Origin of the sequence: Vibrio sp. TRT 21S02, assembly GCF_050113675.1 — a bacterium.
Taxonomy (GTDB): Bacteria; Pseudomonadota; Gammaproteobacteria; order Enterobacterales; family Vibrionaceae; genus Vibrio.
In genome coordinates this window covers 24377-40693 of record NZ_JBNJOI010000012.1, presented here as the reverse complement: position 1 = coordinate 40693, position 16317 = coordinate 24377, and the positions used below count along the sequence as shown (strand labels likewise).

13 protein-coding genes and 2 riboswitches are annotated in these 16317 nt (G+C 45.7%); of the genes, 6 read left to right on the top strand and 7 right to left on the bottom strand.

Annotation, left to right across the window (positions count from 1 at the left end; genetic code table 11):
• Positions 1 to 9 precede the first annotated feature (9 nt).
• A complete protein-coding gene (locus ACQEXU_RS15545; RefSeq protein ID WP_427011513.1) occupies positions 10 to 381 on the bottom strand; it encodes a VanZ family protein in 372 nt (123 codons plus the stop codon).
• Positions 382 to 625: 244 nt separating this feature from the next.
• On the opposite strand from ACQEXU_RS15545, the gene ACQEXU_RS15540 reads away from it, so the two are divergent.
• The 4 genes from ACQEXU_RS15540 (at position 626) to ACQEXU_RS15525 (ending at position 7058) form a co-directional block, all read left to right on the top strand.
• Complete coding sequence (locus tag ACQEXU_RS15540) at positions 626 to 1270, top strand: LuxR C-terminal-related transcriptional regulator (protein WP_427011512.1); 645 nt, start codon at positions 626 to 628, stop codon at positions 1268 to 1270.
• A 118-nt stretch (positions 1271 to 1388) separates the two neighbouring features.
• On the top strand, positions 1389 to 2261 hold the full coding sequence (galU, locus tag ACQEXU_RS15535) for a UTP--glucose-1-phosphate uridylyltransferase GalU (RefSeq protein ID WP_367988056.1): 873 nt from the start codon (positions 1389 to 1391) through the stop codon (positions 2259 to 2261).
• Between the two features lie 137 nt (positions 2262 to 2398).
• Positions 2399 to 5221, top strand: coding sequence for an excinuclease ABC subunit UvrA (gene uvrA / locus ACQEXU_RS15530; protein ID WP_427011511.1), 2823 nt, complete (start codon positions 2399 to 2401; stop codon positions 5219 to 5221).
• Between the two features lie 73 nt (positions 5222 to 5294).
• A complete protein-coding gene (locus ACQEXU_RS15525) occupies positions 5295 to 7058 on the top strand; it encodes a PglL family O-oligosaccharyltransferase (RefSeq protein WP_427011510.1) in 1764 nt (587 codons plus the stop codon).
• Between the two features lie 50 nt (positions 7059 to 7108).
• On the opposite strand, the gene ACQEXU_RS15520 is transcribed toward ACQEXU_RS15525, so the two are convergent.
• Complete coding sequence (locus ACQEXU_RS15520; RefSeq protein WP_427011509.1) at positions 7109 to 8227, bottom strand: pyridoxal-phosphate-dependent aminotransferase family protein; 1119 nt, start codon at positions 8225 to 8227, stop codon at positions 7109 to 7111.
• 177 nt (positions 8228 to 8404) lie between these two features.
• Positions 8405 to 8583, top strand: a riboswitch (Lysine riboswitch).
• Positions 8584 to 8691: 108 nt separating this feature from the next.
• Between ACQEXU_RS15520 and lysC the strand changes: the two genes are divergently transcribed.
• Positions 8692 to 10044 carry a lysine-sensitive aspartokinase 3 gene (lysC, locus tag ACQEXU_RS15515; protein ID WP_427011508.1) on the top strand — a complete coding sequence of 451 codons (1353 nt, stop codon included), beginning with the start codon at positions 8692 to 8694 and terminating at the stop codon, positions 10042 to 10044.
• A gap of 64 nt (positions 10045 to 10108) precedes the next feature.
• Here lysC and pmbA read toward each other — a convergent pair whose 3' ends face one another.
• Complete coding sequence (pmbA, locus tag ACQEXU_RS15510) at positions 10109 to 11452, bottom strand: metalloprotease PmbA (RefSeq protein WP_427011507.1); 1344 nt, start codon at positions 11450 to 11452, stop codon at positions 10109 to 10111.
• A gap of 118 nt (positions 11453 to 11570) precedes the next feature.
• Between pmbA and yjgA the strand changes: the two genes are divergently transcribed.
• Entirely contained in the window at positions 11571 to 12098 is a 528-nt protein-coding gene (yjgA, locus tag ACQEXU_RS15505) for a ribosome biogenesis factor YjgA (protein WP_367988050.1), read from the top strand.
• A gap of 72 nt (positions 12099 to 12170) precedes the next feature.
• Here the strand turns inward: yjgA and thiQ are convergent, their stop codons facing one another.
• The 4 genes from thiQ to ACQEXU_RS15485 all read right to left on the bottom strand — a co-directional run bounded on the left by thiQ (position 12171) and on the right by ACQEXU_RS15485 (position 16306).
• The gene (thiQ, locus tag ACQEXU_RS15500; protein ID WP_427011506.1) at positions 12171 to 12875 is read right to left on the bottom strand and encodes a thiamine ABC transporter ATP-binding protein; all 705 of its coding nucleotides are present in this window, start codon (positions 12873 to 12875) and stop codon (positions 12171 to 12173) included.
• Positions 12862 to 14457, bottom strand: coding sequence for a thiamine/thiamine pyrophosphate ABC transporter permease ThiP (thiP, locus tag ACQEXU_RS15495; RefSeq protein ID WP_427011505.1), 1596 nt, complete (start codon positions 14455 to 14457; stop codon positions 12862 to 12864). Before thiP ends, thiQ begins: the two co-directional genes overlap by 14 nt.
• Before the next feature lie 9 nt (positions 14458 to 14466).
• Positions 14467 to 15459, bottom strand: coding sequence for a thiamine ABC transporter substrate binding subunit (gene thiB, locus ACQEXU_RS15490; RefSeq protein WP_427011504.1), 993 nt, complete (start codon positions 15457 to 15459; stop codon positions 14467 to 14469).
• A 63-nt stretch (positions 15460 to 15522) separates the two neighbouring features.
• Positions 15523 to 15637: riboswitch (TPP riboswitch) on the bottom strand.
• A 45-nt stretch (positions 15638 to 15682) separates the two neighbouring features.
• On the bottom strand, positions 15683 to 16306 hold the full coding sequence (locus ACQEXU_RS15485; protein ID WP_427011503.1) for a flavin prenyltransferase UbiX: 624 nt from the start codon (positions 16304 to 16306) through the stop codon (positions 15683 to 15685).
• Positions 16307 to 16317: the final 11 nt, after the last annotated feature.

Below are 16317 nucleotides of genomic sequence, written 5' to 3'. Positions count from 1 at the left end.
CGTTCTCTATCAATGAGCTGAGTTATCCATTCTAGCGATGAGATAACTAAATAAACGGCCAGCGACAAAACCGGTCGTTAGACCACCAACATTAGCAGCAAGATCTAACCACTCCCCATAGCGATTTACGTATGGCTGGATCAACTCGATCGCCCCACTCCAAGCGACAAAAAAAGCACCAACAAATAACCAGTATTTGGGTTTACGCAGGCCAACAGAAAACATTAATGCTCCGTAAGCAATAAAGTGATGCGATTTGTCGGAGCCAGGAACAGCAGGAAGCTCAGGAAGCGGTGTTAGAGAAAGTACCGTGATAAGTAATAATATCAGTACTGACAGTGCCACCCAGTATTGGCAAAGTAAATCGTGTATTTTTTTCATTGGAAATGATACGGATAAATAAAAGTTCTACATGATACTGGGAGAAAAAGGCGATTCAACCTGAACAAGAAGAATACCAACTTTCGATGGAGTAGATTTTTCGACACAAATCAAAGCTAAAAATAGTGAGCAATCGCTTAATTACCGACCGATATGAAACAAAACGCAAAAGTAAGTCATTCGTTAGCACTTTTACCAAAGTTCTTTCACTCTGAGAAGCTCATGATTATTAGGAGAGTCTCGAGTGAATAGAAGCAGCTATACCCGAACCATACATCACTTATGCTTGCAAAAAGAACAAGAACCATTTGTCACCGATATTGAAGACAAACTCGGCTTAACTATCCCTATGGTAAAACCCGAAGAACTGATGCTGGCCGATCGACAACATCGGCATAAAATTTTATTAATCAATTATTCTGACCATCATGCAATTAACTCTCAATTGCGCGCTCTTCCGTTAGTCAACAAACTGTTTGAGGTCATTGTGTTTAATGTCAATAAACGACTGACAACGGATGAACTCCTAGCGATGGGAAATCTAAAGGGCTTGTTTTATAACACAGATAGCATGGAAGCCATCGCACATGGGTGCGCCGAAATCATTAACGGCCAAAACTGGTTGCCTAGAAAAGTAGCTTCTCAATTGTTGCACTATTATCGTCAAGCCGTCGACTGTCAAACTGCTCCAGCGACGGTTGACTTGACCAATAGAGAAATACAACTACTTAGTTATCTAAAAACTGGCGCTTCGAATATTCAGATCGCGGAAGAGATGTTTATTAGCGAGTTTACCGTCAAATCTCACCTCTATCAGATCTATAAAAAACTCTCCGTCAAAAACCGATTGCAAGCAGCGGCATGGGCAAGACAACACATATTGTCTTAAATTTAATTCACTACACGAAAATGTTATATTTGAACCGTTTCATTCATTATTTACTTATATAAACCGTGCTAAGGTGGCGCCAACTGAAATGAAGTATAGACAAAGAAAGGGTTCTATCATGATTAAAAAGTGCCTGTTTCCGGCAGCTGGCTATGGTACTCGTTTTCTACCGGCAACTAAATCAATGCCAAAAGAGATGATGCCTGTTGTAAATAAACCTCTTATTGAGTATGGCGTTGAAGAGGCAATCCAGGCAGGTATGGACGGCATGTGTATTGTTACTGGTCGTGGCAAACACTCCATCATGGATCACTTTGATAAAAACTACGAACTAGAACACCAAATCAGCGGTACGAACAAAGAAGAGCTGCTGGTTGATATTCGTAACATCATCGACAGTGCAAACTTCACTTTCATTCGTCAACAAGAAATGAAAGGCCTAGGCCATGCAATCCTAACTGGTCGTGAACTGGTTGGTGACGAACCATTTGCTGTTGTGCTAGCGGATGACCTTTGTGTCAACGAAGAAGAAGGCGTATTAGCACAAATGGTTGCGCTGTTTAAACAGTTCCGCTGCTCAATCGTTGCTGTTCAAGAAGTACCAGAAGACGAAACACACAAATACGGTGTTATTTCTGGCGAAATGATCAAAGACGACATTTACCGTGTAGATGATATGGTTGAGAAACCAGAACAAGGAACGGCACCAAGCAACCTTGCAATCATTGGTCGTTACATCCTAACTCCAGATATCTTCGAACTAATCGAAAATACTGAACCAGGTAAAGGCGGCGAGATTCAAATCACTGATGCGCTATTGAAGCAAGCAAAAGCGGGTTGTGTACTTGCGTATAAATTCAAAGGCAAGCGTTTTGACTGTGGTAGTGTAGAAGGTTATATCGAAGCAACAAACTACTGCTTCGAAAACCTGTACCTAAAAGACAGCAAGAAAAATGAGCTTGGCAAACAAGTCACAACGAAAGAAAAATAATATTTTTCTATCTATATGACTTAAAAGGCGATTCAGAAATGAATCGCCTTTTTACTGTTTTTTTATCCAGTAACATCTTTGCACATTTATCGCACTATGTAATACTTGGGCGACTTGGTATTACACAGAGCAAGAGAATGGACAAAATAGAAGTTCGTGGTGCCCGAACCCACAACCTGAAAAATGTGAATCTAACCATCCCTCGGGATAAATTGATTGTGGTCACAGGCCTGTCCGGCTCAGGCAAATCATCACTCGCCTTTGACACCCTTTATGCTGAAGGTCAGCGCCGCTATGTTGAGTCATTGTCAGCCTATGCTCGTCAGTTTTTATCACTGATGGAAAAGCCTGATGTTGATCATATTGAAGGTTTATCACCTGCGATTTCTATTGAACAAAAGTCTACCTCTCATAACCCCCGTTCTACCGTAGGTACCATCACCGAAGTCTACGACTATCTGCGTTTATTATACGCTCGCGTTGGTGAACCTCGCTGCCCAGAACATCACGCACCACTTGCCGCCCAAACGATCAGCCAAATGGTGGATAAAGTTCTTGAACTGCCAGAAGGTTCAAAAATGATGTTACTTGCTCCGATCGTGAAGGAGCGAAAGGGTGAGCATGTCAAGACGCTTGAAAATTTAGCGGCACAAGGGTTTATTCGAGCACGCATTGATGGTGAAACTTGCGATTTATCTGATCCACCGACACTTGAATTGCATAAAAAGCATACGATTGAAGTGGTAGTTGACCGCTTTAAAGTACGTGACGATCTCCAGCAACGCCTTGCTGAATCATTTGAAACAACACTAGAGTTATCTGGTGGCATCGCCGTTGTCGCACCGATGGATGGCGACGGTGAAGAAACTGTGTTTTCTGCTAATTTTGCCTGTCCACATTGTGGTTACAGCATGCAAGAGCTTGAACCTCGCCTGTTCTCATTCAACAACCCAGCAGGTGCTTGTGGTACCTGTGATGGATTAGGTGTGCAGCAGTATTTTGACCCCGCGCGAGTGATTCAAGATGACACTCTTAGCTTGGCGCAAGGTGCCATCCGTGGCTGGGATCAGAAAAACTACTATTACTTTCAGATGCTGACCTCTTTAGCGGAACATTATGGGTTTGATCTACATAAGCCCTTTATGTCATTGCCAAGTAAAACACGCGACATCATCTTAAAAGGCTCAGGTCGCACAGAAATTGAATTTAAATACATCAATGACCGTGGTGATATTCGTGTGAAACGCCACCCATTTGAAGGGATCCTTAATACCCTCGAACGTCGTTATCGCGATACAGAGTCAAACGCGGTGCGTGAAGATTTGGCCAAATACATTTCGACCAAGTCATGTACCAGCTGTAATGGTAGCCGCCTGCGTTTAGAAGCGAGAAATGTGTTTATTGATGACACCACATTGCCTGAAATTACCGAACTCAGCATTGCCGATGCACTTTCTTTCTTCCAGTCGCTAACACTCGAAGGACAACGTGCTCAAATTGCAGAAAAGGTCATGAAAGAGATCAATGACAGGCTGCAATTCCTTGTTAATGTGGGACTAAACTATCTAAACCTTTCCCGTAGTGCAGAAACGTTATCTGGCGGAGAAGCACAACGTATTCGTCTGGCAAGTCAAATTGGCGCCGGATTAGTGGGCGTCATGTACGTGTTAGATGAGCCTTCAATCGGCCTACATCAACGAGACAACGAACGCTTACTACAAACTCTGACCCATCTGCGCGATCTGGGAAATACCGTTTTAGTGGTTGAACATGATGAAGACGCCATTCGCATGGCGGATCATGTCATCGATATCGGTCCTGGCGCCGGTGTGCACGGTGGCTCTGTGGTGGCGGAAGGTACAATGGAAGAGATCATCGCCAATCCTGCATCTCTGACAGGCCAATACCTCAGCGGAAAAAAAGCCATTGAAATCCCCAAACAGCGCACGCCAATAAACAAAAAGAAAGTGGTGAAACTCTCTGGCGCGACTGGCAACAACTTAAAAGATGTTAACCTAACCATCCCTGTCGGGTTATTTAGCTGTATTACTGGCGTTTCTGGCTCAGGTAAATCGACTCTGATTAACGATACATTCTTTAAGATTGCCCACACTCAGCTCAATGGCGCCACAACCGCGACACCTGCACCATACAAAAAGATCCAAGGGCTAGAGCATTTTGATAAAGTCATTGATATCGACCAAAGTCCAATAGGGCGAACTCCGCGTTCAAACCCAGCCACCTATACGGGCATCTTTACCCCAATCCGAGAGCTATTCGCCGGCACTCAAGAATCTCGTTCTCGCGGCTATAAACCGGGACGTTTCAGCTTTAACGTTCGGGGCGGACGCTGTGAAGCCTGCCAAGGTGATGGTGTGATCAAAGTAGAAATGCACTTTCTCCCTGATGTATATGTCCCTTGTGATGTGTGCAAAGGCAAACGCTATAATCGAGAAACACTAGAAGTACGCTACAAAGGCAAGACCATTGATGAAGTCTTGGAAATGACAGTGGAAGACGCACGTGAATACTTCGATCCAGTCCCCGTGATTGCGCGTAAACTGCAAACATTAATGGATGTAGGCTTGTCCTATATCCGACTCGGTCAGGCGGCAACAACGCTATCAGGTGGTGAGGCACAACGGGTAAAACTGGCTCGTGAGCTTTCTAAACGCGATACAGGCAAAACTTTATACATCTTAGATGAGCCGACGACAGGGTTGCACTTCCACGATATCCAACAGTTACTTACAGTACTGCATCGCCTACGTGATCATGGCAATACCGTCGTCGTCATTGAACACAACCTCGATGTGATCAAGACAGCCGACTGGATCATCGACTTAGGTCCGGAAGGAGGACAAGGCGGCGGTGAAATCATTGCACAAGGCACACCGGAAGATGTGTCATTAGTCGAAGGTTCGCACACAGCACGATTCCTTAAGCCTATGTTAGACTAATAAAAAGTAGTAAAGTCGTAAAACCAGCGACATGTCATCGCTGGTTTCTTTTTATGTTGAGGCAACAAATACAATGGCGACGGTACACCTTTCTGGCACTCAGCTTGAACCTCAAGCGACCAAACTTCCACTGAACAAACCTTTTCTGGTTTCGCTTGCAGTGTTGTTTGTGATTGCCATGCACTTTTTTATGCCAAATCCAGGAGGCTCTGGACTCGCCTTATCATTCAATCCAACTACATGGTTAGCCTTTAGTTTCGCTTTAGCCCTTGGGTTATATCAACTGGGCACCGAACAAGCTCTTCGTTATAACAAACTGACCATAGGCCTGTTTATCAGCGCCATCATGCTCACCTTACCGGTGATCTACCCTGATTCCAGCCTATCCCATTCGGTTGGCAAACTCACAGGGCTATGGGCAGGGTTACTGTTTTTTATCGTATTGCAGCAATTTCGCTTCAGTAACAAACAAAAACAGCGACTACTCTGGTTTATCGTCATTGGGGTAGTCATCGAAGCCTTATTAGGTTGGTTTCAATACACCATGCTTAAGCCCGGTAACCTGTTTGGTTATGACACTCTAGCCAACCGCCCTTATGGTATTTTCCAACAACCCAATGTGATGGCCAGTTTTCTTGCTACTGGCCTTGCAATTTCTGGCTATCTGCTTGCTCGTCAGCCGGTGAAGTATCATCGGAAAATTAGTGATGTTGCCCTACTTTATCTACTGCCACTTCTGACATTGCCGCTATTGATCATTCTTGGTTCTCGTACTGGCTGGTTGGCCTCTGTCCTTTCTGTCGTCATGTTATTGCCTTACCTATACCGTTTTGCCAATCGAAAACGTTTCTGGGGTTGGCTCGGCTTTTCAGTGAGTGGCATCATTGTAGGGTTAACCATCGTAATGAGTTCAAGTGACGGTATCGCGGCAGACAAAGTGCATATGGAAAGCCCGAGAAGCTACACCTTTCCTCAAACGCTAGATATGGTGGTCGAAAAGCCTTTTACTGGCTATGGTTACGGAAAGTTTGAGTCTGAGTACATTTTATATACCGCTAGACAACACCAACTCAATCCTGATTACAAAGCAGGGCTCCCTTCGATGGATCACCCCCATAATGAGCTCCTTTACTGGGCAGTTGAAGGAGGTCTACTCCCCGTGTTGGGCATCCTTCTCGCCGCAGGCCTTGTACTCGCGCGCCTCTACCAAGCTAAAAAAGGAACACGCTTGGCAATGTTTGCCTTGTTTGTTCCCATCGTGCTGCATTCCCAACTTGAATACCCGTTTTATCACTCCGCAGTGCATTGGCTCGTCTTTATTATTTTGCTTTATTGGGTAGATCAACGCGTATCGAGCCAACGAGAAGTTTCGTTTAGTATCGTTAGTAAAACCTTACTCAGAGTCACAAGCTTAGTTTTGCCGATATTGACCAGCGTGTATATGCTCAGCGCGCTCCATACCAATTACGTGCTCACCAAATACGAAACCTCAAATCCATCCAATCCTGAGATTTTGGAGCAAGTAACTAACCCAGTCGTCTGGAAAGATCGCTACGATTGGGATATCTACAGTACTTATCTTAATATCGGTTTATTCAAACAAGATGCGGAACTGATTCAGCCCTATATTGATTGGTCACTGAATATCATAAAAAGCAAACCAAGACCTGCATTTTACAATAACTTGATCTTGGCCTATCAAGGCTTAGGACAAGATGGGCGAGCAGAACAAATCCGCAGTGAAGCGCAATTTTTATTCCCTAATATCGACTTTACTGAGGTGCAATATATCCCACCAACAATCAGTGCAGCTCAGCAAGGCGCGACAAAAGAGTAAATAAAAAGGGCGACAACATGTCGCCCTTAACTTTCTCAATTAGCCCTTTATTAAGAGAGCGATTCTTCCAACGCTTTCAAACACAAAGCGACGTTTTCTTCACGTGCAGCATACCCCATAAGACCAATTCGCCACGCTTTTCCTGCCAATGCCCCTAAACCCGCACCAATTTCAAGATTGTAATTGGTCAATAAATGCTGACGAACATGAGCTTCATCGATACCTTCAGGCACATATACCGCGTTCAGTTGAGGCAAGCGAGAGCTTTCTTCAACCACAAATTCGAAGCCCAGTTTCTGCAATCCTACCTTAAGCTTGTCATACATGATGCGGTGTCGCTGCCAAGCCTTATCTAACCCCTCATTTTTCAATATCAGCAGCGCTTCATGCAGCGCATAAAGGCTATTCACTGGTGCGGTATGATGGTAACTGCGTTTTCCTTCCCCACTCCAATAGCCTAACACTAAGCTTTGATCGAGAAACCAGCTCTGTACTGGCGTTTTTCTTGATTGTATTTTCTCAATTGCCGCTGGAGAAAATGTCACGGGTGACAACCCCGGCACGCAGGATAAGCACTTCTGACTGCCTGAATACACAGCATCCAATTGCCATTCATCGACTTTAAGTGGGACGCCGCCAAGCGACGTCACCGCATCCACAATACTCAATACACCATATTGCTTGGCAAGCGCCCCTAATGCTTGAGCATCAGAACATGCCCCTGTGGATGTTTCTGCATGAACAAAGGCCAGAATTTTGGCATCAGGATTCTCTTTTAATGCTTGTTCTACTTTAGCAAGTGAAACTGGCTGGCCCCATTCGTCATCCACGACAACCGCTTCACCACCTGCACGAACCACATTCTCACGCATTCGCTCGCCAAATACTCCATTGCGACAAACAATGACTTTATCTCCTTGCTCTATCAAGTTGACAAAGCAAGCCTCCATGCCGGCGCTACCGGGCGCTGAAACCGCAATGGTAAAGTCGTTCTCTGTTTGGAACGCATATTTAAGCAATTGCTTCACTTCATCCATCATCTGGATAAAAAGTGGGTCTAAATGACCAACAGTCGGTCGACTCAGGGCCTGTAATACTTGTGGAGAAATGTCGGACGGGCCGGGGCCCATAAGAATACGGCGTGGTGGATTAAAGCTTTGAATTGTCATAATTGCTCCTGGCAGCTTAATAAGGCATCTATTCACAGTAATAGAAATAATCCAATGCGGCAATTAGCCCTAAGTCTAGAGGTCAAACCAGTGTCACAAAGTTGTTAACCATTTACTTCTATATGGTGAAATTACTCATTGACAAAGGTCACATAAAAACGTTCAATGAATGGGCTTTTATGCAGAAGAGGAGCACTGCCCAGGCAGATGTTTTGTGGAACCGCAATTCCGAAACAAAACATTCAGGGGGAGCAGTGCCGAGATAGATCAAAATTGTCGGGTTTGATCTGTCGGTTGACTTGGGTTGAGTCCCATCAACTGTCATCAGCAAAATCTGATGAAGAGCTTCTGAGGAGATCCTTTCTAAAATAACTCTACCTCTCTATTGCTCTAAAACTCTCTTCGTACATTGGATGTTGATTTACAACAACTGTAATTTTTAAGGAAGTCGTGGGAGAAATGCTGTGAGCGCATTTAACGTAGCCAAGTTTGGCGGAACCAGTGTCGCTAATTTTGAAGCCATGAGCCGCTGTTCGGCCATCATAGAAAATAATACACAAACCAAATTAGTCGTGAGCAGTGCCTGCTCAGGCGTAACCAATCTATTGGTTGAGTTGGCCAATGGTGTCACCGATAGCGACCACCGAAATGAAGTATTGCAACAACTTGCGAATATTCATGAAGCGGTATTGAGCCAGCTTCAAGATGCAACAGCAACTGCTACCGAAGTGTATGCCATTCTAGATACCGTCACCAGTCTTGCCGAAGCGGCCTCCATCCAAGCCAGTGCAAAGCTTACGGATCACTTGGTTGCTTGTGGCGAACTTATGTCGACACATCTACTGACTCAGTTAATGCGCGAACGTGGTGTGAATGCCGTCCGCTTTGATATCCGAGATATTTTACGCACCGACAATAATTTTGGTAAAGCTGAACCCGATGTTGAGACTATTTATCAGCTAGCACAAGAGAAACTGGTACCGCTTTGTCGTGAACATGTGGTGATTACACAGGGCTTTATTGGCTCAGACGAACATGGCAATACTACGACCTTAGGTCGTGGTGGCAGCGATTACAGTGCGGCACTCATTGCCGAAGCCGTTGAAGCCGCAGGCTTAGAGATCTGGACGGACGTACCTGGCATCTATACCACCGATCCACGCATTGCAGCCAAAGCTTCACCAATTCCTGAAATCAGCTTCAGTGAAGCCTCTGAAATGGCCAATTTTGGTGCCAAGATCCTTCACCCCTCCACGCTTGTTCCGGCATTGCGTCATGATATTCCTGTTTTTGTCGGCTCCTCAAAAGAGCCTGAAAAAGGCGGCACTTGGATTCGACACCAAGTGGAAAGCTCACCACTGTTCCGTGCCCTAGCACTTCGTTGCAACCAAACCATGATCACACTACGCAGTGCAAAGATGTTCCACGCCTATGGCTTCTTAGCTAAAGTTTTTGAAATCTTAGCCAAACACAAAGTCTCGGTGGATCTCATCACCACATCAGAGATCAGTGTCTCTTTAACACTTGACCAAACTGATACGTCAGGTGGTGCACCGCAGTTGCCTGAAGAAGCGAAACGTGAACTTGAAGAGTTATGTACTGTGGAAGTGGAACACAACCTATGTCTGGTCGCGCTTATCGGGAACAACATGAGTGAAAGCAAAGGCTACGCAAAGCAAGTCTTTGGCACACTGGAAGACTTTAATCTGCGTATGATTTGTTACGGCGCCAGCCCGCATAATTTGTGCTTTTTACTGCACGAGTCAGTTTCCAAAGCCGCAATTCAAAAACTGCATACCGAACTGTTTGAAGGCTAGATCGTTATCAAGAAAAAAGGTTGGCATATGCCAACCTTTTTTGTATCGACTAAAACGGTAATGCTTACTCACCCGCTACTTTCATCGATTCCAATAGAACCGAACCTGTTTGGATTTGTGAGCGCGTTTCAACATCTTTACCAACCGCGACAATCTGGCTAAACATCTGCTTGAGGTTACCCGCGATGGTGATTTCAGAGACAGGGTACTGAATTTCACCATTTTCAACCCAGAATCCCGCTGCACCACGAGAGTAATCGCCAGTCACCACGTTGACACCTTGTCCCATCACTTCCGTAACCAGCAGACCAGTACCTAGCTCTTTTAGCATCTGCTCAAAGCTTTGTCCTGTCGATTGTACAAACCAGTTATGAATACCACCAGCATGGCCTGTTGGCGTCATATTCATCTTACGCGCCGCGTAACTCGTTAATAGGTAGCTCGATAGCACACCATCGGTAATGATTTGGCGATCTTGGGTAAACACACCTTCGCTATCAAATGGGCTAGATGCTAAGCCACGCAGTACATGGGGTTTTTCTTCGATATTAAACCATTCAGGTAAAATCTGTTTGCCAAGGTGATCAAGCAAGAAAGAGGATTTGCGATACAAGTTACCGCCACTGATCGCCATGACCAAATGTCCCATCAACCCTGTTGCAACATCAGCGGCAAACATCACTGGGTATTGGCCAGTTGCTAATTTTTTGGCATCTAAACGGCTGACTGTTTTTTCCGCCGCACGACGTCCCACCTCTTCCGGGCTCCACAAATCATCTTTGTGGCGTGCTACCGTATAGCTGTAGTCACGTTCCATCTCGCCATTTTTTCCTTGGCCAATCACACAGCAGCTGGTGCTTTGGCGGCTGGATGCATAACTGGCAAGTAAACCATGGCTATTTCCGTATACCTTCAAGCCATAATGGCTATCATAGCTCGCGCCATCACTTTGTTTGATAGCATCACTGAAACCAAGCGCTTGCTGCTCTGCGGCAATGGCAATCTTTGCTGCGTAATCAGGATCAGGTGTATCGGGATGGAAAAGATCCAAATCAGGGATCTCTTTCACCATCAGCTCTTTCGGCGCAGGACCTGCATAAGGATCTTCCGAGGTATATTGCGCAATATCTAATGCGGCGAGTACCGTTTGCTGAATCGCTTTTTCACTCAGATCGGACGTTGATGCACTGCCTTTACGTTGCCCACGATATACCGTGATACCCAAAGCGCCATCGCTGTTGAACTCTACGTTTTCAACTTCACACATTCGGGTCGAAACACTGATCCCGGTAGTTTTAGTGATCGCGACTTCCGCAGCATCCGCTTTTTCAGCAGCCATATCGAGCGCCTTAGCAACGGCAGCTTCTAACTCAACACGCTGTTGAGCAACTTGTTGTTTTACGTCCATATCTCATTCAATTTTTGCGTCTATTGAAGTTAGGATATCAAGAATTTCGCTTTCTCCCCACGATTCTTGTTAAAATAGATCAATATTAGTTCGAGATAGTGATATAGGCAGTTTAAACATGGCCCGTAAAAACCAAAAAGCGCCTTGGGAGCCGGAAGAAGAGATCATCTGGGTAAGTAAGACCGAGATGAAACGTGATATGGAAGAATTACAGAAGCTTGGCGAAGAGCTTGTGAATTTGAAACCTTCTGTTTTAGAGAAGTTTCCATTGAGTGAAGATCTGGCGGATGCGATCAAAGATGCGCAGCGTTTTAAAAACGAAGCGCGACGCCGCCAGCTACAATTCATCGGTAAGCTCATGCGTCATGAAGATCCAGAACCGATTCAAGCGGCACTGGATAAAGTCCGTAATAAACACTCGCAAAATACCGCGGTACTGCACAAACTTGAAACGCTGCGTGATCGCGTGGTCAGCGAAGGTGACAGTGCTATCGCTGATGTGATGGAACTATACCCTGCCGCAGATCGTCAGCGCTTACGCCAGCTTGCACGTCAGGCAGCCAAAGAGAAAAAAGCGGAAAAAACACCAAAAGCGGCACGAGAGATCTTCCAAATCTTAAAAGAGCTTAACGACGAAGAGTTCTAAACGCCGACCAAAGACAAAAAAGCCTGACGTGAGTCAGGCTTTTTTATTTGTTCAGCTTTTTACTTCAAATTATTATTGGCCTGCTGCCACAAATTCACGCAAATGTGCATTGTCATGTTGCTCATTGAGCTGTGAGATTTCACCGGTCACATCCACTCGGCCATTAGCCATAAACGCAAAATGGCTGGCGATGGCTTTAGCATCACTTAGATGGTGTGTCACCATGACCACCGTTACACCTCTTTCCCGTGCTAATGACTGAACCAACACAAGCATCTCTTCACGTAAGATCGGATCTAACGCAGAAAATGGCTCATCCAATAACCAGATAGGATGAGGCTGAACAAAACATCGGGCTAACGCCACTCGCTGCCGTTGCCCGCCAGATAGCTGCTCAGGCAATCGGTCAAGATAATCCGTTAAGCCGACCAGTTGAGCCGCTTTTTCGATTTGTTCTCGCTGACTTTGATTTAGCTTTAACCCCGGATGAATGCCTAAGCCAATATTGTCTCTGACACTCAAATGAGCAAAAAGGTTGTGCTCCTGAAACAGCATGGCGAATGGTCGCTTATGTGGCGGCTCACCGAGAACAGATTGGCCAGAAACAGTAATATCACCACTGACAGGGTCAATAAAGCCTGCCATTAATGCCAGTAGCGTTGACTTACCAGCGCCACTTGGCCCCATAAATGCGACGATCGACTGTGGCTGCACTTCAAGATCAAAGGCAAACATTTCATTGTGATAGTGATACTTCACCTGATTAACCGTTAGCATGAGTTTCCTTTGTTTTAAATAATGTCTCTATCAAGGTAAAACAGAGCACACTAAGTAGTAAAAGCGTGAGTGACACCACCGCAGCGGCCTGCATTTGGTAGCTTCCTAACAACTGAAATAGGTATAGCGGTAAAGTGCTAAATTGCTGGCTACCGAACAGCGCGATTGCACTTAAGTCACCAATGGCAAACATAAAGCTGATAGCAAAAGCGTGTGCCATCGGTTTGCGTAGAGCTCGCCACTCCACCAGCTTAAGTCTCTGCCACCCAGTCAGGCCCAACGAGGCACACAAATACTGGTAGCGCTGCTCTATATGCAACATAGGTTGGGATAAGGTCTTCAGAACATACGGCAATCCCATCAATGCATTCACTGCTACCACAACCCAAAAGGCATAACTGAATGCATCGGTAAAATTGCGTAATAGCAAGAATAATCCAGTACTAATGACCAAGCCCGGTGTCACCAAAATGATGGTGCCAATCAACTCAATTTGATCGGCGCGATAGTGTTGGGAGCGCACTCGCCAGTGACGACTCGTCAGTAGAATAGTAATCCCTGCCACTAGCGCAATAACGCTCGCCAGTGATGCCACTTGCAGCGATGAACTCAGTGCCAACCAAAAGCGGTCATCACTGAACACTTTCCAAGCTTGGCTGTTTAAGCCACTGATGAACACCATCGCGAGCGGAGGCAAAACAAGTAACATCGAAAAACCAATCCAACTCCAGTCCCAACATGTTGACCTAAAAGAGGATTGGTAAAGCGTCGCTGAACGACGATGACTGCCACGGCTGACTGAAACTGGCTTCGCCAAGCGTTGTATCGAAAGCGCCATAACGCCACACAGTAGCATTTGCCACAATGCCAGAATGGCCCCTGTTTGCAGATCAAAATCAAACTTTATCGCCTGATAAATGGCCAGTTCGATGGTGGTAGATTTCGGTCCACCGCCAAGTGCCATCACGGCGGCAAAACTGGTGAAACACAACATAAACACTAAACCACATACATGCGGTATTTGTTGGCGCAGCCTTGGCCATTCTACTAGTTTGAATTTTTGCCAATGACTCATCCCCAAATGCGCGCACAGTTTATGTTGTTCATCAGGAATGCCTTCCAATGATTGCAATAACAAGCGACTCGCATAAGGTAAGTTAAAGAAGACATGCGCCAGCAAAATCCCATTGAGGCCGTATATCGAAAAAGGAAACGCTTGGTCAAAAGCCTCAAATAGCTCAGCTAGCACGCCGCTGTTTCCGTATATCGCCAGCAGGCCAAAGACGCCAACTAAGACTGGTAAAACGAGCGTGGTTGCAAATAATTTAAGTAGTAGCGACTTACCGGAAAAGTGACGTCGAGACAAGGCATGGGCGACAGGAATAGCGAACCCCACACTTAATAGGGTCGAAAGCAAAGATTGATAAAAACTGAACTGCGTAACATGGCGATAATAACGATCATTCCAGATATGGCGCAGATCCAACGTCGGCGCTTCCAACAACAAAGCACTCAAGGCTGAAATAACAAAGGCCGCGATAACTATCGCGACCCCAATGCCGATCTTAGGCGTCTTGTTCAAACAAAATCCTTAAAATGTTAGCGCGTTTTGCCATTCACGAATCCACGGCTTACGGTTTTCAGCCACTTCATCGGAGCTAAAGCTCAATGCTTGTTTCGGTACCGTAAGCGTTTCAAATCCTTGCGGCAGTTTAACGTCAGTAACCGGGTACATCCAGTTGCCCGTTGGCATCACGCTTTGAAACTCATCACTCAAAATAAAGTGCATGAATTCATCTGCTAGCTTCTGGTTTTGTGAGCTTTTTAGCTTCGCAGCAACTTCAACCTGAGTGTAGTGGCCTTCCGTAAAGTCGGCTGCTGCGTAGTTTGCATTACTTTCGGCAATTAAGTGATACGCAGGAGATGTGGTGTACGACAGCACCATATCAGACTCCCCTTCAAGAAACATTGAATACGCTTCCCACCAACCTTTAGTAACAGTGACCGTTTTCTTAGCCAGTTGCTGCCACGCATCCGTCACGTTATCGCCATAAACCACTTTCATCCATAACATCAAGCCTTGCCCTGGCGTGGATGTACGAGGATCTTGGTAAATCACCTTTAGATCATCACGCTGCTCAACTAGCTCTTTCAAACTCTTTGGCGGATTGATCAACTTTTCTTTGTTATAAACAAAAGCAAAGTAACCATAATCATAAGGAACAAAGGTCTTGTCTGACCAACCATTTGGTAATGTGGTATTGGAAGTATCAACATCGTGCTGTGCCAAGAGGCCTGTTTTTTTTGCTTCAGCCATTAGGTTGTTATCAAGACCAAGCACAATATCCGCTTTGCTGTTTTTGCCTTCTAAACGTAAGCGATTGAGAATAGAGACGCCATCGTCTAAGGCGACAAAATTAATATCGCAACCACATTTGGCTTCAAAGGCTTTTTCTACTTTCGGACCCGGTCCCCACTCTGCCGTAAAGGAGTCATAGGTATAAACCGTTAAAGTCTTGTCTGCGGCATGTGCGGAAAATGAAGTAATGGTTGCGATGGCAATCGCGCTAAGAGTGGTTTTCACGGCTCGCTCTCTCCTTGTTGAGCGGCACAGGCTTGAGGTAGGGTTTGATCGTCCTGTCGGCGATAAATATCCTGACTCAATTCCTACGCCAGCATTATCTGGTTCAGGTATTACGGGTCCCGAGCAGTGCTCGATCTCAGCTTCATTGATCCAATCAATAGCTCCCCGATGAGTATGGGTGGATTGTAATCGTTATGTCACAACTTGGCTACCAACAAGTTTATCACTGACGCTGATCGTAGCCCCAGCGAGGCACCAGCGCTTGCTCTATCCCTAAATGGTCAAGAATACGAGCTACCATAAAGTCGACCAAATCATCGATGCTATGTGGTTGATGATAAAAACCGGGCGCCGCAGGCATGATAGTCACACCCATTTGTGACAACTTGTGCATGTTCTCTAAGTGAATGGTCGAAAATGGCGTTTCACGGACCACCAGCATCAATTGACCGCGTTCTTTGATCACCACATCTGCAGCACGCTCTATCAGATTATCCGACATGCCATGAGCAATGGCAGCGACACTCCCTGCTGAACACGGACACACCACCATCTGTTTCGGCGCAGCCGAACCCGAAGCCACAGGTGAAAACCAGTCTTCTTTACCACATACAATCAGTTTGTCGGACTCGCACTTAAGGTGCTCAACCAAGGCTTTTTGCGCCGCCTCAGGTCCAGCTGGTAATTTCAGATTGTGTTCTGTCGCCAGCACCACTCGAGCGGCAGATGAGATCAACAAGTAAACTTGATAGTCCGCCGCGAGTAAGCATTGCAGCAATCGCAATCCATAAGGTGCGCCGGAAGCGCCCGTCCATGCCAGTGTTATCGCTTTGTTATTTCCGCTCATAATTCAACACT